Below are 21,024 nucleotides of genomic sequence, written 5' to 3' on the forward strand. Positions count from 1 at the left end.
GAAATGCGCGCCCTTACACCATGGTGATGTAGTTGCGCATGCTTTCGGCCTCGTCCTCGGCCTGGGCGATGCGGTGCTTGACGACGTCGCCGATGGAGACAACGCCGACGAGCCTGCCGTCGCGAACGACGGGCATGTGGCGGAACCGGCGGGCGGTCATGCGTTCCATCACCTCGGTGACGGTCTGGCTTTCGGTCGCGGTTTCGACCGCCCGGGTCATGTGATCCGAGACCCGGTGATCGAGCACCGACGCGCCGGCGGACGAGAGCGCGCGCACGATGTCGCGCTCGGAGATGATCCCCGCGATTGCCTCGCCGCGGACGACGATGACGGCGCCGATGTGGCGCGCGGCCAGCAGGTCGCAGACCTCGGCAATGGTGGCTTCGGGATCGATGGTGGCGATGTCCCGGCCCTTCTTGGCCAGAATGGCGGCAACGGTCATGGCATGTCCTCCCTTGGGCTTGCCCCGGCCCCCGCAAGGGCGCGGGGCCGCATGGTGCCGCCGGAGTCAGCCATCCGTTCCGGCGGCTCGCGCAGGTTTCGTCCCGCGTCGTTTCACCACCGATGATGCCATGAATTGCAGGGAATGCCAGCTTTTAGGCGCGTTCGTCCGCCGGCGCGCCGTCAGGCGGGATCGTGCTGACGCCCCACGGGGTCGAACAGCGGGAACAGCACAAGGCCCACAAGGAAGCCGCCGATGTGGGCCTCCCAGGCGATGCCCGCATCGCCGCCGCCACCGAGAAGCGGCAGGTTGAACACGCCGAACAGGATGTTGAGCCCGAACCAGATGCCGAGGAACGACATCGCCTGACGGTTGCGGACGACACCGGCGAGGCTGGTGGCGGGGCGGCGATAGGCCCAGTCCGGTGCGGCCCGGCGCCAGCCGCCGAGCGGCGCACCCGGCTCGAACACGAAGCGGGCGGCGGCGGCCATCTGGCCGGAGATCGCCGCCGACGCGCCGACCACCGGCACCGGCTCGCCGAAATGCAGGGCGAGATGCAGCGCCGCGCCGCCGATGGTCGCGAGCGCGGAAAAGGCGAGGAAGCGCGCGGTGCCGAACCGGCGCGCGACGGCGCTGCCGAACGCCAGCATCCAGACGGCGTTGACGATGAGGTGCAGCCAGCCGCCGTGCAGGAAGCCGTAGGTGAGGAACGTCCAGAGATCCGCCCCGAGGCCACCCGGGAGCGGCTCCGAGCCGACCGGCATGGCGTAGCGGATGGGGATGAAGGCGAACGTGAGGATGACCCAGAGGTCCTGCTGCGGCGACAGCAGCGCGTCGCGGATCGCCTGGATCGCAGCGAAGATCGCGAGCAAGGCCACGACCACCCCGGGGATGTTGAAGACGGGTTCGCGCGTCGGCTGCTCGTAGTCGCTCATCGGACCGTGTTCCCGGATCGGTGCTGCAAGGCGTGGCGGCAGCGGCAGCCCGCGAGCCCCGCCACCGCTTGATAGGCGAGGCCCCGCCGGGCCGCAAGGCGCGCACCGGGGCGTTCCGGGGGCAGGCGCCGCCGGTAACACTCCGGTTGCCTTACCAAAGCCTGACGACAATCGAGACAGGTCGAATCAAATTTCCGCCTTGGATTTAGCCGCGGCGCAACGCGCTTCAGCCATCATGGCGCCGTTGAACAGGACCGACGGAATGATCCGACGCCGCGCCGCCCTCATCGCCCTTCTCTCCGCTGCCTTGATGCCGCGGGGGGCGATCGCGCGCGATTTCGATGCGAAAGTGTTCATGCCGGTGCTGGGTTCCGCGCCGGCGCCGGTCGGCTATGTCGATTTCTGCCACCGCCACGGCGACGACTGCCATGCCCGCACCGCCCACCCGGTGGTGGTGACGCTGAACGACGACCGCTGGCTCGATCTGATCGTGGTCAACCGCTCGGTCAACGACCGCATCGCGGCGGCCACCGACATGGAGGTTTTCGGCGTCGAGGAATACTGGGACTATCCCGTCGACCGCGGCGACTGCGAGGACTATGTGCTCCTCAAGCGCCGCGAGCTGATGCAGCGCGGCTGGCCCGCCTCCGCCCTGCTCATCACCGTGGTCCGCGACGAGGACGGCGCCGGCCATGCCGTGCTGACGGTTCGGACCGACCGGGGCGATCTCGTGCTCGACAACAAGGTCGAGATCATCCGCCCCTGGTTCCAGACGCCCTATTCCTACATCAAGCGCCAGTCGCCGCGCGATGCCTCAGCCTGGGACCGGATCGACGACCGGCGGCCGGAATCCTCGGTTTCCAGCATCAAGCATCAGCGCTGACGCCGCCTCGGGATGGCCTCGCGGCGTTTCAGCCGATGTCCTCCCACCGGCCTGACGTTTCCGAGCGGACGAGCGCATCGAGGATCTGCATCCCCTTGATCGAGTGTTCGATGCCGTATTCGCGCGGCACCTCGCCGCGCACCATGCGGACGAACCAGTCGCCCTGCTCGGCATATTGATCCGACTGCGGAATGGTCTCGACGACGGCCGAGCGGTCGTTCAGCAGACCCTCGACATCGACGGAGATATAGGTGCGCTCCGCCTGGGGGGCGTTCGCCGGCACCTCGATCTCGAGCTTGCCCTTCGGGCCGAAGATGTTGAAGCGCTGATAGGGCGCGATCTGGGTGCCGACGGTGAAGTCGGCGCGGCGGCCGTCGCCGAAATCGAGGATGCCGGTGGTGAGCCGGTCGACCCCGAACACCGGATCGCGATCCATCAGCGCGATGGCGCGCTTCGGCTCGGCCTCGAACATGAAGCGCGCGGCGGTGACGGGATAGCAGCCGATGTCGAGCAGCGCGCCGCCGCCGGTCTCGGGCTTGTTGCGGATATTGGCCGGATCGACGTTGTTGTAGGAGAAGAACATCTGCAGCACCTGGGCTGGGCCGATGGTGCCCTCCCGCACGATCTCGCGCGCGCGGAGCCATTGCGGATGGAAGCGCACCATGAACGCCTCCATCACCATGGGATCGGCCGGCAGCCTGCGCAGCCGCGCCGCGTCGGCGGCATCGAGCCCGATCGGCTTCTCGCACAGCACCGCCTTGCCGGCCTCGGCGGCCCGGATAGTCCAGTCGACGTGAAGATTGTTCGGCAGCGGATTGTAGACGCCGTCGATCTCGGGATCGGCCAGAAGCTCTTCATAGGATGAATAAGCCTTCGGAATGCCGAGTTCCGCGGCCGCCTGGCGCGCCCGCTCCCCATCCCGCGAGGCGATGGCCGCGACCACGCCGAGGCGCGATCGCTGGAGACCGGGAATGACCTTGCCGGTTCCGATGCGGGCCGTCGAGAGAATGCCCCAGCGAAACGGCGCTGCGGTTTGCGACATCGGACGTACCTCCACGGATGGGCCTGAAAACGGCGTCTTATGGCCCCGGCCGACGTTCCGATGACGCGCCGCGGATTGCGGAGCTTGAAGGCAAGCGCACGGTCTGGCGGAAACGGGCCGAACGTCGGGCGGGCTTTTCCGCACTATCGTCGGCTTTGGACCGATGAAGCAAGCCTTCGTTGGCCGGCGAAAAAGCCGTGGCCCGCAGAAGCACATCGGATGCGGGCGTGGAAGATCGCAGGCGGAGGGAGCAAGGCTATCCCGCCTACGCGCTCCCCTCGTCGCAAAGCCGCACCTCGACGCCGGCTTCCCGCATCGCAGCCACGGCATCGGGATCCGGGCCGCCAGCGGTGAGCACGAGGTCGATATCGGCGAACGGACAGACGCCGACCAGGGCGGCGGCGGTGAACTTGCTCGCATCCGCCACCACGACCCGACGCCGCCCCGCGCGCAGGATCGCCTGCTTCAGCGCGGCATCGGGCAGGCTGATCGCCATGACGCCGAGTTCGGGATCGAAGCCGTTGCAGCCGACGAAGGCGATCGAGGCGCGAATCCGTTCGAGGATCAGGGTCGAGAACGGTTCGACCAGCGAATGCTGCTGCGGCCGGAGCGCCCCACCGGTGACGATGACCTGAAGGCGCGGAACCGCCCGCTCCAGCGCCAGCGCGACGTTGAGGCCGGGGGTGAAGACCGTGACGTCCTCGAGGTCGGAGCGGTCTGCCAGCGCGTGGGCGATCGCCATCGTGGTGGTGCCGACATCGAGCACGATGGAATCGCCGGAGGAAACGAGATCCACAGCCACGGCCGCGATCGAACGCTTGTCGTCGGCGTGGGTGCCGATGCGGGCTTCGAACGCAAGCTCGGCGGCATTCGGCCGCACGCCCATGACGCCGCCGCGCACCCGCCGCACGCCGCCGTCCCGCGCGAGGATATCGAGGTCGCTGCGGACGGTCACCTCGGACACGCCGAACTGTCGCGAGAGGTCGAGCACCCGCACGAAATCCCGCGCGCGGATGAAGGACAGCATACGGCGGCGGCGGCCGAGCGAGTCAGCCGACCCGCCTTCGCCCAACTCCTGCTCCGTCACGGCACCCCGCCCCAACCTTTTGAATTCGAAAGCGGGCGCGACTTTCGCCCCAATCCGCGCCCAATGCAATCCCGCACCTGTCTCACGCGCCGCATGTCCGGCGACGTTCTTGACCGGGAGACCACGCCCTCCGCAACCGCTGAAACGCGCGCGTTTCCTGCTGCATTGCACGCGTGGTTGCTGCACCGCAGTTGCACACGGGCGCAAGCCTCGCCCCATGCGGGACCATTTTTGCGAACCCACTCGACAACGGATTTTCGCTATGCAAACTTCGATTGTGAAAGAGGCTTCAGCCCGAACCGACGGCCGGGCGCGGATGCCGAGAGAAAGAACCGCCACTTAAGGGCGGTCGATGGAGAGGCGACGCCATGCGTTCGAACGCCGTGCGTGCGAAGATCTTTTCGCTGGTCCTTCCGGCCGGTACGGGATCGGAATTTCGGTGGACTGCGGAGTTTGTCCCGGTCGGAGCGACGCGATCCGACCGGGAAGCTCTCTAGTCCGATGCGGGCGCCGAGGCTGGCGCAACCACCCGCCTCTCGCCTTTCCCGCGCTGCAGCGTGACGCGACCCGGCAACGGCAATGCCCTGACACGGGCAGACCGTCGTCAACCCGGACGCAGGCAGCCAGACGCACGCAGCCGAACTCAAGCGCCCGCAGCGGACATCCCCGGGAGGAGACCGATGCCGAACGACAGCAACAGCCCCGAGACCGGAACGGGCCGTCAGGCCGCAGACGTGCCGAGTAACGATACGCCGGTCCTTGAGATGCGGGGCATCCAGAAGTCGTTTCCCGGCGTGCGCGCGCTGGCGAACGTGAGCTTTTCCGCCTATGCGGGCGAGATTCACGCGCTGATGGGCGAGAACGGCGCCGGCAAATCCACGCTGATGAAGGTGCTGTCCGGGGCCTATCAGGCCGATCCCGGTGGATCGATCTTGATCGGCGGCACGCCGGTCGTGATCGACGGCCCGCTGGCAGGGCGCCAGCATGGCATCGCGATCATCTATCAGGAACTCGCGCTCTCGCCGAACCTGTCGGTGGCCGAGAACGTGTTCCTCGGCCGGGAGAAATCAGCCGGCGGCATGATCGACCGCAAGGCGATGGCGGACGCCTGCCGCCCGGTGATGGAGCGCCTCGCGGTCGGATTTTCCCCGGAAACGAAAGTGGCAGCGCTGTCAATCGCGGAACGGCAGCTCGTGGAGATCGTCCGCGCACTGACGGCGCAGGCGCGCATCCTGGTGATGGACGAGCCCACGACCTCGCTTTCCGCCCGCGAGACCGAGCGGTTGTTCACGCTCATCCGCCAGCTCAAGGCGGAGGGGATGGCCATCATCTATATCAGCCACCGCATGGGCGAGGTTTATGAACTCGCCGACCGGGTGAGCGTGCTGCGCGACGGAACCTTCATCGGCACACTGGCGCGCGAGGACATCAACGCCGACGCGGTGGTGCGCATGATGGTCGGGCGCGATCTTTCGTCGTTCTACACGAAGGATCATCGCGCGCCGCCGGCCGACAGGCCGGTGGTGATCGAGGTCGACGACATTGCCGACGGCCGGCGCGTGCACGGCTGCTCGTTCGCGGTCCACGAGGGCGAGGTGCTCGGCATCGCCGGCCTCGTCGGCGCCGGACGCACCGAGCTCGCCCGCCTGATCTACGGCGCCGACAAGGCGACCCGCGGCCGCATTCGCGTCGACGGTCGGGAGGTCGCCATCCGCGATCCCGAGACCGCCATCGATGCCGGCGTCGTCTATCTCACCGAGGATCGCAAGACGCTCGGCCTGTTTCTGGACATGACGATCCGCGAGAACATCAATATCGGCGTGATCGGCCGCGATTCCGGAGCGGGCGGCACGCTCAACTTCAAGGCGGCGAAGGCGCGCGCCGCGGCGGCCATGAAGAGCCTCGCCATTCGCGCCCCGACCGACATGATCACCGTCGGCGCGCTTTCCGGCGGCAACCAGCAGAAGGTGCTGCTGTCGCGGCTGCTGGAAACCAAGCCGCGGGTGCTGATCCTCGACGAGCCGACGCGAGGGGTCGACATCGGCGCCAAGTCCGAAATCTACCGCCTGATCGACAGCCTCGCCCAAAGCGGCATCGCCGTGGTGGTGATCTCGAGCGAACTGCCCGAGGTGATCGGCATCAGCGACCGCATCGTCGTGATGCGCGACGGGCGGCTGGTCGGCGAGGTCGACCCCGCGCTCGGCGCCGACGCGGCGCAGCAGGCCGTGATGGCGCTCGCGACCGGCGTCGCCGGCGCCGCCGCCTGAGTCCCCCGTTCCTCTCCCGGATTTGCTGACAAGGAGGCCCGCATGGCCGACACGCCCACCACCGAGAACGGCCGGGACGCCGAGGAAGCCCTGCGGCGGCAGGAAGCGGAACGACGCAAGCAGGCGATCCGCACGGCGATCCAGGTCGCCGGCATGCTGCCGGTGCTGATCGTCATCGCCATCGGCTTCCAGCTCCTGACCGACCGCTTCATGAGCTGGAACAACCTCTCGATCGTCGCCCAGCAGGCCGCGATCAACATCGTCCTCGCTGCTGGCATGACCTTCGTCATCCTGACCGGCGGCATCGACCTTTCGGTCGGCTCGATCCTCGCAGCCTCGGCCATGGTGGCGGTGATCGGCTCGCTGATCCCGGACTGGGGAATGCTCGGCATTCCCTTCGCGCTCGGCGTCGGCCTCGGCTGCGGGCTCCTCAACGGCGTGCTGATCGCCTTCGTCCGATTACCACCCTTCATCGTGACACTCGGCTCGCTGACGGCCGTGCGCGGCATCGCGCGCCTGCTCGGCGAGGACACCACGGTGTTCAACCCGTCGCTGCCGTTCGACTTCATCGGCAACGGCTCGCTGTTCGGGGTGCCGTGGCTCGTCGTCATCGCCCTCGCGGTCGTGGTGGTGTCGTGGTTCATCCTGCGGCGGACGGTGCTCGGGACCCGCATCTACGCGGTCGGCGGCAATCCGGTCGCCGCGCGGCTCGCGGGCATCAAGGTGTGGAGCATCCTGCTGTTCGTCTATTGCATGTCGGGGTTGCTCGCGGGCCTCGGCGGCGTGATGTCGGCGGCCCGCCTCTACGCCGCCAACGGCCTTCAGCTCGGCCAGTCCTACGAGCTCGACGCCATCGCCGCCGTCATTCTCGGCGGCACCTCGTTCACCGGCGGCATCGGCTCCATCTGGGGCACGCTGATCGGCGCGCTCATCATCGCGGTGCTGTCCAACGGCCTCATCCTCGTCGGGGTGTCGGACATCTGGCAGTACATCATCAAGGGCCTCGTCATCATCGGCGCCGTGGCGCTCGACCGCTACCGCCTGGAGCATGGCGTCGGCGGGCGCACCTGAGGCCGGAATCCCTTCCCGGCGCGGCCACTACCGCGCAGGCCATTCCCGGTGCGGCGGCTGGCCGTGCCGGGCGACAAGACCCGCCGCCGGACACCGGGGCGGAACGGCAACGAAAAGCAAAACGAACCAAGAAACCGGAGGATACGCCCATGAAGAAGCTCGGAACCGCGTTCGCGGCTGCCCTGACGGTCGCCACCGCGCTTTCGGCCAGCCTCGCCGGCATGGCCGGAGCCGAGGCGAAGGAACTGAAGACCCTCGGCATCTCGGTCGGCTCGCTCGGCAATCCGTTCTTCGTCGCCATCATCAAGGGCGCCGAGGCGCAGGCCAAGGAGATCAATCCCGACGTCAAGGTGACGGCGGTGTCGTCCGACTACGACCTCAACAAGCAGTTCACGCAGATCGACAACTTCATCGCCGCCGGCGTCGACATGATCCTGCTCAACGCCGTCGATCCGGTCGCGATCGAGCCGGCGGTGAAGAAGGCCCAGGCGGCGGGCATCGTCGTCTCGGCGTTCGACGTGTCGGCCAAGGGCGCCGACGACACCGTGATGACCAACAACATCCAGGCCGGCGAACTCGCCTGCCAGTACATCGTCGATCACATCGGCGGCAAAGGAAACGTGGTCATCGCCAACGGCCCGCAGGTGTCGTCGGTCATCGACCGCGTGAAGGGCTGCGAGGCGGTGTTCGCCAAGCACCCGGACATCAAGGTGCTCTCCTCCAACCAGGACGCCAAGGGCTCGCGCGACGGCGGCTTCGCGGTCGGCCAGGGCCTGCTGACCCGCTTCCCGGACATCCAGGGCGTGTTCGCCATCAACGACCCGACCGCCATCGGCTTCGAGCTCGCCGCCAAGCAGCTCGGGCGCAAGGAGTTCATCATCACCGCCGTCGACGGCGCGCCCGACATCGAGGCGGTGCTGAAGACCGGCAACTCGCTGATCAAGGCCTCCGCCTCGCAGGACCCCTACCTGATGGCGCAGCGTGCCGTCGCCATCGGCAACGAGATCCTGCAGGGCAAGAAGCCGGCCGAGACCACCGTGCTGATGGAGCCGAAGCTGATCACGTCGGAGAATGTCGGCGAGTACAAGGGCTGGACCGCCGCCCGCTGAACGGCGGAACGCTGAACGGGCCTCAAGTCTTCGCCACGGGATGCCGGCACGGACTGCCGGCATCCCACCTGCTTGCCATGATCGGCCGCGTTGCCGCGACTCGGCCTCCCTACACGCGGAGCGCGTGGAATATTCACCGCCACTCCCGAACCCTCATGAGGCATGAAACGAATTTTCGTTAGACGCAAAAGCCATCTATAGTTTTGACCCGATGGTTAAAGTTCAGCTTTAATCAGCTGACAATTTTTGCTTTCTTTGGCAAAACATGACGTTCAATGGCTTTCACGGGCCATCGGATGTGTGCTAGCAAATGTCTTCAGGGGCACGCATCGATTTCACACCGCGTTCGGCATCACGGCTGCCGAGACGGTTGAATCATATTCAACACTGAAGCGTCATGAACATCACCGCCAATCGAACGTCGCTGCCCCTGAGCAAGCGTCGCCGCTATTTGCTTGACGACCAGGTCGGGTTTGTTCTTCGGCAGGCTTTCCAGCGTCACACGACGCTGTTCACCGAAAAGATGGGCGCCGAGATCACGCCGACACAATGGGCCGTGATCTCCAAACTGCACGAAATCGGCGCCTGTTCGCAGAACCTGCTCGGCCGCCAGACGGCGATGGACGCCGCGACGGTCAAGGGCGTGGTCGACCGGCTGACCAAGCGCGGCATCGTCGCGACCGCGCCCGATCCGAACGACGGACGCCGCATCCTCGTGTCGCTGACGGAGGAAGGCGAGAACCTCGCAGACCTCCATATCGGCCGCGCGCTGGACGTGACCGAGGCGACGCTGGCGCCGCTGACGGCGACCGAACGCGGCACGCTGATGAGCCTGCTGATGAAGCTGCGCTGAAAGCGCGCGGCGCCCCGATGGGTGTCGGGGCGGCTTCGGTTGCCGATGCGCGGTTCAAATCGCGCGCCCGCTCGTTCGGGCGCCACCGGTTGCCGCACGACCTGCGACGTGATGATGCTCACCCACGCGATGAGGCAAATCCGGGCTGGATCGGATCGATCGCCGGCCGGATATCGGTGTAGGCGGCTGAAACATGTTCCGTTCAGATCGAGGCGATCCGGGCGGCTTCCGTCAGACCACGTTCTTCTCCACGATGGGCCGGCCCTCGATCAGGCGCTCGAAGCCGAGCACCCCGAGATCGAGACTGCGATAGGCGCCGTGGACCAAGAGTTCCGCAAGCCCACGCCCGACCGCGGGCGACTGCTGCAGGCCGTGACCGCTGAAACCGTTGGCGAGATAGAAGTTCGACAGGCCCGGCGCGCGGCCGACGAAGGCGTTGTGGTCGAACAGGTTCATGTCGTAGTGCCCGGCCCAGGCCCGGCCGGTGCGGATGCGCTCAAACGCGGGAACGCGGGTCGCGAGCGCCGGCCAGATGATCTCCTCGAACAGGCTGAAATCGACGTCGAAATCGTCTGAATCCGGGTCCTGATCCTCCGGCGGCACCACCCCGCAGAGGAAGCCGTCGCCTTCCGGCCGCACGTAGACGCCGGTGGTGTCGATCAAGAGCGGGCAGCCCTCCACCGCCTCGGCGCAGCGGAAGGTGAAGATCATCCGCTTCTTGTTGTGGACGGGAATATCGAGGCCCGCCATCGCCGCGACGGCGGGTCCGCCGGCGCCGGCCGCGTTCACGACCGCGCCGCAGGCGATCTCGGTGCCGTCGGCGAGGCGGACGTGGCTGATGCCCCCGCCCGAGCGGACGAGCCCCGTTACCTCGCCGGCGAGATAATCGACCCCACCGGCACGGGCCTTGCGACGGAACGCCTGCATCAGCCCGTAGCCGTCGAACCAGCCCTCGCCGCTCGCGCCGAACGTGCCGGCCGCGAGATCGTCGACCGCAAGCCACGGGAACCGGGCGTTCAGCGCGGCCGGGTCCATCCAGCGGATGTCGGCCCCGAGCCGCTGTTGCAGCGCGTGGTTCTCCGCCAGCACCGGCACCCCTTCCGGGGTGGCGATGAACAGGTAGCCGCCCTCGTGAAGGCCGATATCGGGCCTGTCGCCGTCGACCGCCAGTCGCTCGCCGATCTCGCGCAGGAAGCGGATGCCGTAGAGCGAGATCTCGACATTGATCGCCGTGGAATATTGCTGCCGGATCGAGGCGGCGGACAGCGCGGAGGCGCACCGCGCATAGCTCGGATCCTTCTCGACGACGAGAACGCGACCGCCGAAATCCGGGTCCATCGCCAGATGGCAGGCAACGGAACTGCCGATGGCGGCCCCGCCGACGACCACGACATCATAAGTCTGCGCCATGGCGCCTTCGTCCTCCACAAGACATCCCGCCCGGATCGAGCAAGCCGGACGGCGGGGATGTACCCGAGCCTAGGAACGCTTTCCGATCTGATGGACTCATCAGATCGACAAGAAATCGCTCCAGATTCAAAGGCTTGAGCATATCATTGTCGTTCAGATCGGTTCGATCTGAACGGGATATGCTCTAGAAACCGACCGGGCCGCCGGCGCGGTCACGGAATGGGAGATCTCACAAGGTGTGCCGCTTCAGCGCCGCCTCGCGGATGGCGCCGAGCGTGGTCGCAGGGGTGATCGCGTCTGGATCGATGAAGCAATGCAGGATCGACGGCTTGCCGCTTTCGAGAGCGCGCTCGAACGCCGGCGCGAAGTCGGCGGTCGCCGTCACGCGCTCGCCGTGGCCACCGAAGGCGACAGCGTAGGCGGCGAAATCCGGGTTCTGCAGCCTCGTGCCCGAGACGCGGGCGGGATATTCCCGCTCCTGGTGCATGCGGATGGTGCCGTACATGCCGTTATCGACCACCACCACGACGATCGGCGCTTGGTACTGCACCGCCGTCGCGAATTCCTGGCCGTTCATCAGGAAGCAGCCGTCGCCGGCGAAGGCGACCACGACGCGTTCGGGATGGGCGAGCTTGGCGGCCACCGCCGCCGGCACGCCGTAGCCCATCGAGCCGGAGGTCGGCGCGAGCTGGGTGCCGAAGCTGCGGTGACGATAGTAGCGGTGCAGCCACGTCGCGTAGTTGCCGGCGCCGTTGGTGAGGATTGCATCCGCCGGCAGCCGCTCGCGCAGCCACGCCACCACGTCGCCGTACTGGAAGGTGCCCGGCAGGGCCTTCGGCGCATCGGTCCAGGCACGGTAGGCCGCATTCGCCTCGATGGTCGCCGCCGCCCAGCGCGGGGATTCGACCGGCTTCATGTCGTCGAGGGCGAATGCGAAATCATCCGGCGTCGCCTGAAGCGCCAGCATCGGCGCGTAGACGCGGCCGAGTTCCTCCGCCCCCGGATGGACGTGGACGAGGGCCTGGGAGGGGTTCGGCACATCGACGAGGGTGTAGCCGCCGGTGGAGATCTCCGAAAGCCGGGTTCCGACCACGATCAGGAGATCGGCCGCCTTGATGCGCGCCGTCAATGCCGGGTTCTGGCCGATGCCGACATCGCCGGCATAGTTCGGATGATCCTGCGGAAAGCGGTCGGCGCGGCGGAAGGTCGTGCCCACCGGCAGCGCCAGCCGTTCGGCGGCGCGCACCATCGCCGCGACGCCCTCGGCCGTCCAGCGCGTGCCGCCAAGGATGACGAACGGGTTTTCCGCCTTCGCCAGCATATCCGAGAAATGGGTGAGGTCGGGCCGGGCGGGTGCTGCCGGCTCGATGCGCGGCACATCGGCGACGGCGGCGGTCTCCACCAGCATGTCCTCCGGCAGGGCCACCACGACGGGGCCGGGCCGGCCCTGCATGGCCACGCGGAAGGCGCGGGCGACGAGTTCCGGTACGCGGGCGGCGCTGTCGATCTCCACCACCCATTTCGCCATAGAGCCGAACACGGCGCGGTAATCGAGTTCCTGGAACGCCTCGCGGCCGATCATGCCGCGCTCGACCTGACCGACGAACAGAATCATCGGCGTCGAATCCTGCGCCGCGATGTGAACGCCGTGGCTGGCATTGGTGGCGCCCGGACCGCGGGTGACGAAGCAGATGCCGGGGCGCCCGGTGAGCTTGCCCGCCGCCTCCGCCATCATCGCCGCGCCGCCCTCGTTGCGGCAGATCACGACGTCGATCGCCGCATCGTGCAGCGCATCGAGCACGGCGAGATAGCTTTCACCGGGAACGCAGGTGACGCGCTCGACGCCCTGGGCCAGCAGTTGGTCGACCAGAATGCGGCCGCCGGTGCGGGGATGGAACGCGTTCATCATGAACTCCCTCTGGTTGCTCCAGCCGCACCGGACCGGATGTCAGTCCTGTGCCGCCGGTTCGGGAACCGTGGCGGTGTCGGCCCCGAGCGCCGGGCTCGCCTGCGCCGCGACCATGCGCCGGCCGTCGAGCACGATGGGGCTCGCGACCGAGGGCACCGAGCCGCCGGCGGCCTCGGCATCCGCGAGATCGAGCCTCAGCCCGCGATGCACGACCTGGGGATCGGCGAACACCTCGCCGACCGAATTGATGGGACCTGCCGGCACGCCGACCGCTTCGAGGCTCGCGAGCAGCGTATCGCGGGCGAACGTGCGCGTGAGACCGGCGAGGATGTCCACCAGAACCGCGCGGTTGGTCACCCGGTCGGGATTGGTGCGATAGGCCGGATCCTTCGCCAGTTCGGGCCGGCCGAGCACGGCGGCGAAGCGGGCGAACTGTCCGTCGTTGCCGACCGCGACGACGAGGTGGCCGTCCGAGGCGGGGAAGACCTGATAAGGAACGATATTGGGATGGGCGTTGCCCATGCGCCGCGGCGACCTGCCGGAGACGAGATAGTTCATCGCCTGATTGGCGAGCACCGAGACCTGGACATCCATCAGCGCCATGTCGAGATGGCCGCCCTCGCCGGTCAGATCGCGGCGGCGCAGGGCGGCGAGGATGCCGACGACCGAATAGACCCCGGTGAACACATCGGTGAAGGCGACGCCGATCTTCTGCGGCTCGCCGTCCGGCTCGCCGGTCAGGTCCATGATACCGCCCATGGCCTGGATCATGAAGTCGTAGCCGGCGCGGGCCGCATAAGGCCCGTCCTGGCCGAAGCCGGTGATCGAGCAATAGACCAGCCGCGGGTTGACGGCGCGGAGCGCGGCATAGTCGAGCCCATATTTCTTCAGCCCGCCGACCTTGAAGTTCTCGATGACGACATCGCAGCCGGCGGCGAGGGCGCGCACCTGCGCCTGCCCCTCCTCCGTCTCGAAATCGATGGCGACCGAGCGCTTGCCGCGGTTGCAGGCATGGAAATAGGCGGCACCGAGAGAGCCGCCGTCCGCCGCCGCGACGAAGGGCGGGCCCCAGCCGCGGGTATCGTCGCCGACGCCCGGCCGCTCGACCTTGATGACCTCGGCGCCGAGATCGGCGAGAAGCTGCCCCGCCCACGGGCCGGCAAGGATGCGGGCGAGTTCGAGCACGCGGATGCCGGCGAGTGGCAGCGGGGCTTCGCCCTGGCCACTCTCGCCCACGGCTGCCTGCGGATGGTCCGCCATCGCGCCCTCCCCCGCCCGGCCCGTGCTCAGAAGAAGGCCTGGAGCCCGGTCTGGGCGCGGCCGAGGATCAGGGCGTGGATGTCGTGAGTGCCCTCATAGGTGTTCACCGTCTCCAGATTGATCATGTGCCGGATGACGTGGAACTCCTCGGAGATGCCGTTGCCGCCGTGCATGTCGCGGGCCATGCGGGCGATATCGAGCGCCTTGCCGCAATTGTTGCGCTTGATCAGCGAGATCGTCTCCGGGGCGAGCTTGCCTTCATCAAACAGCCGGCCAGCCCGCAGCGCGGCCTGAAGGCCGAGCGCGATCTCGGTCTGCATGTCGGCGAGCTTCTTCTGCACGAGCTGGGTCTGCGCCAGCGGCCGGCCGAACTGCTTGCGGTCGAGCACATAGGTGCGGGCGCGGTGCCAGCAATCCTCCGCCGCGCCCATGGCGCCCCAGGCGATACCGTAGCGCGCGCGGTTGAGGCAGCCGAACGGCCCCTTGAGGCCGGAGACGCCGGGCAGCAGCGCCTCTTCGCCGACCACCACGCCGTCCATCACGATCTCGCCGGTGATGGAGGCACGCAGCGACAGCTTGCCGCCGATCTTCGGCGCGGAGAGGCCCTTCAGGCCCTTGTCGAGGACGAAGCCGCGAATGGCGCCGTCGTGGGCCTCCGACTTCGCCCACACCACGAACACGTCGGCGACCGGGGCGTTGGAGATCCACATCTTGGTGCCGGTGAGGCGATAGCCGTCGGCGACCTTCTCGGCCCGGGTGCGCATCCCGCCGGGATCGGAGCCGGCATCGGGCTCGGTCAGGCCGAAGCAGCCGACGAAATCGCCTGAGGCGAGCTTCGGCAGGTACTTGCGGCGCTGGTCTTCCGAGCCATAGGCGTAGATCGGGTGCATCACGAGCGAGGACTGCACGCTCATCGCCGAGCGGTAGCCGGAATCGACCCGCTCGACCTCGCGCGCGACCAGGCCGTAGGCGACGTAGCTCGCGCCCGCGCCGCCATATTCCTCAGGAATGGTGGGGCCGAGCAGACCGAGCTCGCCCATCTCCGACAGGATCTCGCGGTCGAACCGCTCCTGTTCGTAGGCGGAGACGACGCGCGGCAGCAGCTTTTCCTGGGCGTAGGCCCGTGCCGCATCCCGCACCAGCCGCTCGTCTTCCTCGAGCTGCTCCTCGATCAGGAACGGATCGGTCCAGTCGAACGCGCCCATCTCATTTCCGGCCATGATGTTTCCTCCCCCTTGTCCTTCCGGCCCCGATTCCCGGCGCCCCGCGCTTCAGCCGATGTCGAAGGTGACGCCCTGGGCGAGCGGCAGGCTGGTGCCGTAATTGACGGTGTTGGTGGCGCGGCGCATGTAGGCCTTCCAGGCATCCGAGCCCGCCTCGCGGCCGCCGCCGGTTTCCTTCTCGCCGCCGAACGCGCCGCCGATCTCGGCGCCGGACGGGCCGATATTGACGTTGGCGATGCCGCAATCGGACCCCTCGGCGGACAGGAAGCGCTCCGCCTCGCGCAGGTTCAGCGAGAACAGCGAGGACGACAGCCCCTGCGGCACGCCGTTATTGAGGGCGATGGCGTCCTCGAAGTCGCTGTAGCGCAGCACGTAGAGGATCGGGGAGAAAGTCTCCTCCACAACCGGGCCGGTCTGGGCCGGCATCTCCACCAGTGCCGGGCGGACATAGAAGCTCGCGAGCCCGTCGCCGACCGCGATGCGCTCGCCGCCGGTGACCTCGCCGCCCTCGGCGCGGGCGGCATCGAGCGCGCGCTCGTGGGCGAGATAGGCGGCTTCGTCGATCAGCGGGCCGACCAGCGTGGCGGCCTCGCGCGGATCGCCCACGCTCACCGAACGGTAGGCGGCCTTCAGGCGCGGCACCAGCGTGTCGTAGATGTCGTCGTGGACGATCAGGCGGCGCAGCGACGTGCAGCGCTGGCCGGCGGTGCCCATGGCGGCGAACGCCACCGCGCGCACGGTGATGTCGATATCCGCCGAAGGCGAGACGATGGCGGCATTGTTGCCGCCGAGTTCGAGGATGGCGCGGGCGAACCGGCCGGCAAGCCGCGGCCCGACCGCGCGCCCCATGGCAGTGGAGCCGGTGGCGGAGACGAGCGGCACAAGGGGATGGTCGACCAGAGCCTCGCCGACCCCGCGGCCGCCGATCAGCACCGCGTGGAGGCCCTTCGGCACGTCGCCGAACCGGGCCGCGGCGCGCTCGAACAGCGCGGCGACGGCGAGCGCGGTCAGGGGCGTCTTCTCCGACGGCTTCCACACCACCGCGTCGCCGCAGACGAAGGCGAGCGCTGCGTTCCACGACCACACCGCGACGGGAAAGTTGAAGGCGGTGACGACGCCGACCACGCCGAGCGGATGCCAGGTCTCGGCCATGCGATGGCCCGGGCGCTCGGTGGCGATGGTGAGGCCGTAAAGCTGGCGCGACAGGCCGACGGCGAAATCGCAGATGTCGATCATCTCCTGGACCTCGCCGAGGCCCTCGGAGCCGATCTTGCCGGCCTCGATGGTGACGAGACGGCCTAGGTCGGTCTTGGCGGCGCGCAGTTCCTCTCCCAGCAGGCGGATGAGTTCGCCGCGCCGCGGCGCGGGCACCTTGCGCCAGGCGAGGAAGGCGGTATGCGCCTCCGCCACCAGATGGGCGGCGCCTTCGGGGGTCGCCTCGCGCAGCCGCGCGATCTCCTCGCCGGTGATCGGGGAGCGGACGGGCAGCGTGCCGCCGGAGAGTTCCGCAGCGGGCACGCCGAGCCGGCCGAGGATCGCCGTGACTTCACCCTGCAGCGCGCCGGCGGTTCCAGCGCTGATGGTTTCGACGGTCATGACCGATCCTTCCTTGTGCTCCACATCAGCGGCTATAGGTCCGCCGCTTGCGGCGCGTAAAGCGATATGTTGTCAAAAGGTCATGAGCTTTCGTAATGACCTAAGGGGCGCGGTCCGCGCGGCGCTTGCCGCCCCGGGCGTCACCGCCGCAGGATCGATGCGAAAGCCGCAGATTCGAAGGCAGAGGGCGGACGCGCCGCGCAACGAGGGAAACCGTGGGAGCGGGACTGGAACCATGAGCCGGGTACGCCTGCCGTCCGTCGGCGCGCTGACCGCCTTCGAGGCCGCCGCGCGCCACGGCAGCTTTTCACGCGCCGCCACCGAACTCAACCTGACCCAGGGCGCCATCAGCCGGCAGATCCGCCAGATCGAGGACATGACCGGCGTGACGCTGTTCGAGCGCGTGCGCCAGCGGGTGGTGCTGACCGATGCCGGCCGGCTCTATTTCAACGACGTCTCGCGCCTGCTGCATGAACTGTCCGAGGCGACCCATCGCGTGACGGCCTTTGCCGGCGGCGACGGCACGTTGAACCTTGCGGTGCTGCCGACCTTTGCGACGCGCTGGCTGATGCCGCGGATGCCGGAGTTCCTCGAGCGGCATCCCGGCGCCACAATCAACTTCACCGTCCGCATCGCCCCGTTCGACCTCGTCGCCGAGCCCTTCGACGCCGTCATCCACTATGGCGAGCCGGAATGGCCCGGCGCGATCTGCGAGCCGCTGATGCGGGAGGAGATGGTGCCGGTCGCCGGCTCCGGCTTCCGCACGCGCCACGGTATCGCCGCGCCGTCCGATCTCGCGGGCCTGACGCTTCTCCACCAGAGCACGCGGCCGACCGCCTGGAGCGACTGGTTCGAGGCGGCCGGGCTGCCGACCGCGAACGCCTGGCGTGGCCCGCGCTTCGAGCAGTTCTCCATGATCGCGCAGGCCGCCGCCGCTGGCCTCGGGGTGGCGCTGGTGCCGCGCTTCCTGGTGGAGGAGGAACTGGAGGGTGGCCGGCTGGAGATCCTGTTCGACCGGCCGCTGTTCACCGACAAGGCCTATTTCGTGGTCTATCTCGAGCAGAAGGCCGGCTCATCCCTTGTGCGCGCCTTCACCCGGTGGATACGGGCGAAGGCAAATCCCGTCGGGATCGAACCGACCTGAACGACAAGGACAGGGTCAACATCTGAAGCCGGGCGGCCCTCACGTCGATCGGGCGATTCCATCCGGCCGCAAGGCGCTCCGGGGCCGGCAGCGAATGAAGGCGGCGGCTATCCCCGCAGCGCCGCGGCGGCGGGCTGGCGATAGGCAAGGAAGGCCGGCACAAGGGCGATCAGCGCGGCGACGGCGAGAAGGAGCAGCGCAAACATCCCATCTTGCGGCTCGAATTCGACGGGGAGCACGATACCGCTGCGGCTCGTCATCACCGAGGCGATGACGCGGGCGGCGGCGTAGCCGAGGCCGAAGCCGAGCGCCACGCCGACACCGACCAGCACGAGAATCTCGCACCAGACCAACGCGAAGATCGAGGATCGCGGGGCGCCGAGCGCCCTGAGCGCGCCGATCTCGCGGCGGCGCTGGGAAAGATGCACCACGGTGACCAGCACGACGGCGGCCGCCACGAGCGCTTCCGTGCCCATCGCGATCAAGGTCAGGACCAGACGGGCATCGCCGAGGGTGGCGTAAAGCCGCGTGAGGACCTCCGCCGGGAAGACACCCACCGTGCCGTTGCCGCGATATTCCCCGCGCAGCCGATAGGCGTCGGCGATGGAGGCCGCCTTGACGATGATCGCCGGGACGCCCGGCATATCGGCCGACCACGGCGGGCCGATATGGTCGAACACCGGCAGCGCCCCGTGCCCCTCCGCATGAGCGCCCTCGGCGGGCTCGCGGTCGTGATCGGCATCGTGTTCGTCGGGATGGGCGTGGGCGGAACCGGCGGTGCCGGCTTCCTCGTGATCGTGGTCGGCCTCCGCCTCATGATCGTGGTCGGCCTCCGCCTCGTGATCGTGGTCCGCGTCCGCACCCTCGTGGTGATCGTCGTCGCCGTCCTCGTGGTGATGGTGACCAAGGCCGTGAATCGCCCATACGCCCTCGATCGGCACCAGGATCGCCCGGTCCCACGGCGTGCCGGTGCGCGCCATGCGGCCGACGACGGTGTAGGCGAGTTCGGTGTGGGTGTGGCCGGCCTCGCCGACGAGCCCGTGCATCGGCTTGACGGTATCGCCCATGGCGAGCGGGACGGCGGCCCCGACCACGGCTTCGCTCATGGCCGCGAAATCGCGGCCCTCGGTGAGGGCCGCCCGGCCCCCGTCGGTGACGAACGCGGTCGTGGTGCCGACAACGGGCATGCCTTCGAAGCTGTCGCCGAAGCCGATCGGCGCCGCCCAGGCGACGCGCGGATCGGCCGCGAGCTTCGCGAGAACCGCCCCCGGCATCAGCGGGAGCGGTGATGGTTGCAGGAACACGGCCGACAGCACGAGCTGGGTTTCGCTGCCCGCGGCACCGACGACGAGGTCGAACCGATCCGCGGCCCGGGCGCTGCCGAGGCGCAGGGCGCGCTCCTGCAACGTCACGGTCACGCCGAGAGCAGTGGCGAAGCCGATCAGAAGGACGATGACGAGCGACCCGACCCAGAGACGCTTGAGATCGGCGAGGACGAGACGGATCGGGATCACGCGCCGGACCCCACATCGCTCGACGCGAACGCCATCGAGGGCGAGCCCCCCTCGCCCGTCGCGCCTTCGCGCATCACCGGGCCATCGGCGACGATGCGTCCCGCCTTGAGGCGCACCTGCCGGTCCAGTCGGGCGACCAACCGGTCGTCGTGGGTGACGGCGACCAGCGTCGCGCCTTCCTTGCGGCTGAGTTCGGTCAGGAGTTCGCCGACAACCGCGCCCGCCTCGGCATCAAGGCTCGCGGTGGGCTCGTCGGCGACGATGATCCCGGGGCGTTTGAGGAGGGCGCGGGCGACCGCCACGCGCTGCATCTCGCCGCGCGACAGCGTCTCCACAGACTGGGCCGGGCGGGCGATGCCGACATGGGCGAGGAGATCGAGCGCCCGCGCCTTCATCGACGCATCGACCGAAAGGCGGCGGAAGCGCGCCGGCAGCAGCACGTTCTCGACCGCGCTGAGGCCGGGGAACAGATGAAAGTCCTGCATGACGAGGCCCACATTCGCCGCGCGCCAGGCATCCCGCGCCGCCTCGGAGCGGCGCGCGAGATCCTCGCCGGCCCACATCACCCGGCCCCGGTTCGGCCGCTCGAGACCGGTCACCACGTTGATGAGGGTCGACTTGCCGGACCCGGACGGGCCAGTGACCGCCACCGCCTCGCCGGGCGTGATCGCGAGGCGCGCGATCTCAAGCACCGGGGCGGCGAGACCGGGAAACGAAACCGAGATGTCGTCGAGCACGAGACCGGGCATCGCGATCACGCCAGTGAAAACGAGGAATCGACCAGCCGCACGAGGCTGACGAACCCGGTTTCGGGGTCAGTCCAGGAGCCGTATTCCAGCGTGCCGGACACGTCGATGGCGGCGTTGTACTGCACGAAGGTCTGTTTCCGTTCGAGATAGACCACCACGATGTCGCTCGGCCAGTCGGCGTCGGAGGAGCAGAACGGGCAGATCGAGAGCGGCGTCGAGGACAGCACGAAGAACTTGGCTTCGGCCTTCAGGGGCGGCGCCATGAAGCCGCGCATGGTGATGCGCTTGCCTGCGAGCGCCTTCACCTTTTCGGAGAACTCCATGCCGAGGACGCCGATCTTCGAATAGAGCTCGTCGAAGGTCAGATCTTCCGCGGCGGCGAAGGCGGGCGCGACGCGCGCTGCCCAGAGGCCACCAGCCGCGAGCAGGACGCCCGTCCGCAGCAGCCTTCGCCGGGAGATGCCGGGGGCGGCGGGCTCCGGCGCGGTTACGATGTCGATCTCTGGTCTCGTCATGTCACGGCCTCCCGG

General features: G+C 68.4%; 18 protein-coding genes. 6 read left to right on the forward strand and 12 right to left on the reverse strand.

The window, feature by feature from the left end; all coding sequences use genetic code 11:
• Positions 1-13 precede the first annotated feature (13 nt).
• Together BUF17_RS05315 and BUF17_RS05320 are read right to left on the reverse strand one after the other, a co-directional pair.
• Positions 14-442 (reverse strand): CBS domain-containing protein, encoded by a 429-nt coding sequence (locus BUF17_RS05315; protein WP_073626359.1) that lies wholly within the window; start codon positions 440-442, stop codon positions 14-16.
• Between the two features lie 182 nt (positions 443-624).
• A complete protein-coding gene (locus BUF17_RS05320; RefSeq protein WP_073626361.1) occupies positions 625-1,377 on the reverse strand; it encodes a rhomboid family intramembrane serine protease in 753 nt (250 codons plus the stop codon).
• Positions 1,378-1,639: 262 nt separating this feature from the next.
• Here BUF17_RS05320 and BUF17_RS05325 point away from each other — a divergent pair, with 262 nt between their 5' ends.
• Positions 1,640-2,260 (forward strand): transglutaminase-like cysteine peptidase, encoded by a 621-nt coding sequence (locus BUF17_RS05325; RefSeq protein WP_073626363.1) that lies wholly within the window; start codon positions 1,640-1,642, stop codon positions 2,258-2,260.
• Between the two features lie 28 nt (positions 2,261-2,288).
• On the opposite strand, the gene BUF17_RS05330 is transcribed toward BUF17_RS05325, so the two are convergent.
• Entirely contained in the window at positions 2,289-3,302 is a 1,014-nt protein-coding gene (locus BUF17_RS05330; protein WP_073626365.1) for a Gfo/Idh/MocA family protein, read from the reverse strand.
• A 265-nt stretch (positions 3,303-3,567) separates the two neighbouring features.
• Positions 3,568-4,389 (reverse strand): DeoR/GlpR family DNA-binding transcription regulator, encoded by an 822-nt coding sequence (locus BUF17_RS05335; RefSeq protein WP_210215397.1) that lies wholly within the window; start codon positions 4,387-4,389, stop codon positions 3,568-3,570.
• A 764-nt stretch (positions 4,390-5,153) separates the two neighbouring features.
• Here BUF17_RS05335 and BUF17_RS05340 point away from each other — a divergent pair.
• From BUF17_RS05340 to BUF17_RS05355, 4 genes are all read left to right on the forward strand, one after another.
• The gene (locus BUF17_RS05340) at positions 5,154-6,656 is read left to right on the forward strand and encodes a sugar ABC transporter ATP-binding protein (RefSeq protein WP_073627145.1); all 1,503 of its coding nucleotides are present in this window, start codon (positions 5,154-5,156) and stop codon (positions 6,654-6,656) included.
• A gap of 42 nt (positions 6,657-6,698) precedes the next feature.
• The gene (locus BUF17_RS05345; protein ID WP_073626369.1) at positions 6,699-7,727 is read left to right on the forward strand and encodes an ABC transporter permease subunit; all 1,029 of its coding nucleotides are present in this window, start codon (positions 6,699-6,701) and stop codon (positions 7,725-7,727) included.
• Between the two features lie 221 nt (positions 7,728-7,948).
• On the forward strand, positions 7,949-8,836 hold the full coding sequence (locus BUF17_RS05350; RefSeq protein WP_428977630.1) for an ABC transporter substrate-binding protein: 888 nt from the start codon (positions 7,949-7,951) through the stop codon (positions 8,834-8,836).
• A gap of 397 nt (positions 8,837-9,233) precedes the next feature.
• Positions 9,234-9,689, forward strand: a complete 456-nt coding sequence (locus BUF17_RS05355; RefSeq protein ID WP_073626372.1) for a MarR family winged helix-turn-helix transcriptional regulator — start codon at positions 9,234-9,236, stop codon at positions 9,687-9,689.
• 231 nt (positions 9,690-9,920) lie between these two features.
• Here BUF17_RS05355 and BUF17_RS05360 read toward each other — a convergent pair whose 3' ends face one another.
• The 5 genes from BUF17_RS05360 to amaB all read right to left on the reverse strand — a co-directional run bounded on the left by BUF17_RS05360 (position 9,921) and on the right by amaB (position 17,087).
• Positions 9,921-11,099: an NAD(P)/FAD-dependent oxidoreductase gene (locus tag BUF17_RS05360; protein ID WP_073626374.1), complete on the reverse strand. Its 1,179-nt coding sequence runs from the start codon at positions 11,097-11,099 to the stop codon at positions 9,921-9,923.
• Between the two features lie 229 nt (positions 11,100-11,328).
• Positions 11,329-13,005 carry a thiamine pyrophosphate-binding protein gene (locus BUF17_RS05365; protein WP_073627147.1) on the reverse strand — a complete coding sequence of 559 codons (1,677 nt, stop codon included), beginning with the start codon at positions 13,003-13,005 and terminating at the stop codon, positions 11,329-11,331.
• Between the two features lie 42 nt (positions 13,006-13,047).
• A complete protein-coding gene (locus tag BUF17_RS05370; protein WP_073626376.1) occupies positions 13,048-14,268 on the reverse strand; it encodes a CaiB/BaiF CoA transferase family protein in 1,221 nt (406 codons plus the stop codon).
• A gap of 26 nt (positions 14,269-14,294) precedes the next feature.
• Entirely contained in the window at positions 14,295-15,488 is a 1,194-nt protein-coding gene (locus BUF17_RS05375) for an acyl-CoA dehydrogenase (RefSeq protein WP_073626378.1), read from the reverse strand.
• Between the two features lie 51 nt (positions 15,489-15,539).
• Positions 15,540-17,087 carry an L-piperidine-6-carboxylate dehydrogenase gene (gene amaB / locus BUF17_RS05380; RefSeq protein WP_073626379.1) on the reverse strand — a complete coding sequence of 516 codons (1,548 nt, stop codon included), beginning with the start codon at positions 17,085-17,087 and terminating at the stop codon, positions 15,540-15,542.
• A gap of 235 nt (positions 17,088-17,322) precedes the next feature.
• Here amaB and BUF17_RS05385 point away from each other — a divergent pair, with 235 nt between their 5' ends.
• A complete protein-coding gene (locus BUF17_RS05385) occupies positions 17,323-18,231 on the forward strand; it encodes a LysR family transcriptional regulator (RefSeq protein ID WP_073626382.1) in 909 nt (302 codons plus the stop codon).
• A gap of 107 nt (positions 18,232-18,338) precedes the next feature.
• On the opposite strand, the gene BUF17_RS05390 is transcribed toward BUF17_RS05385, so the two are convergent.
• Genes BUF17_RS05390 through BUF17_RS05400 form a run of 3 tightly spaced genes read right to left on the reverse strand, consistent with a single transcriptional unit; the run spans position 18,339 to position 21,009 of the window.
• On the reverse strand, positions 18,339-19,745 hold the full coding sequence (locus BUF17_RS05390; RefSeq protein ID WP_244530770.1) for an FtsX-like permease family protein: 1,407 nt from the start codon (positions 19,743-19,745) through the stop codon (positions 18,339-18,341).
• Positions 19,742-20,494 (reverse strand): ABC transporter ATP-binding protein, encoded by a 753-nt coding sequence (locus BUF17_RS05395; protein ID WP_084564228.1) that lies wholly within the window; start codon positions 20,492-20,494, stop codon positions 19,742-19,744. Before BUF17_RS05395 ends, BUF17_RS05390 begins: the two co-directional genes overlap by 4 nt.
• A 5-nt stretch (positions 20,495-20,499) precedes the next feature.
• Positions 20,500-21,009, reverse strand: coding sequence for a hypothetical protein (locus tag BUF17_RS05400; RefSeq protein ID WP_073626386.1), 510 nt, complete (start codon positions 21,007-21,009; stop codon positions 20,500-20,502).
• Positions 21,010-21,024 lie beyond the last annotated feature (15 nt).

It is taken from the genome of Pseudoxanthobacter soli DSM 19599, assembly GCF_900148505.1.
Classification (GTDB): domain Bacteria; phylum Pseudomonadota; class Alphaproteobacteria; order Rhizobiales; family Segnochrobactraceae; genus Pseudoxanthobacter; species Pseudoxanthobacter soli.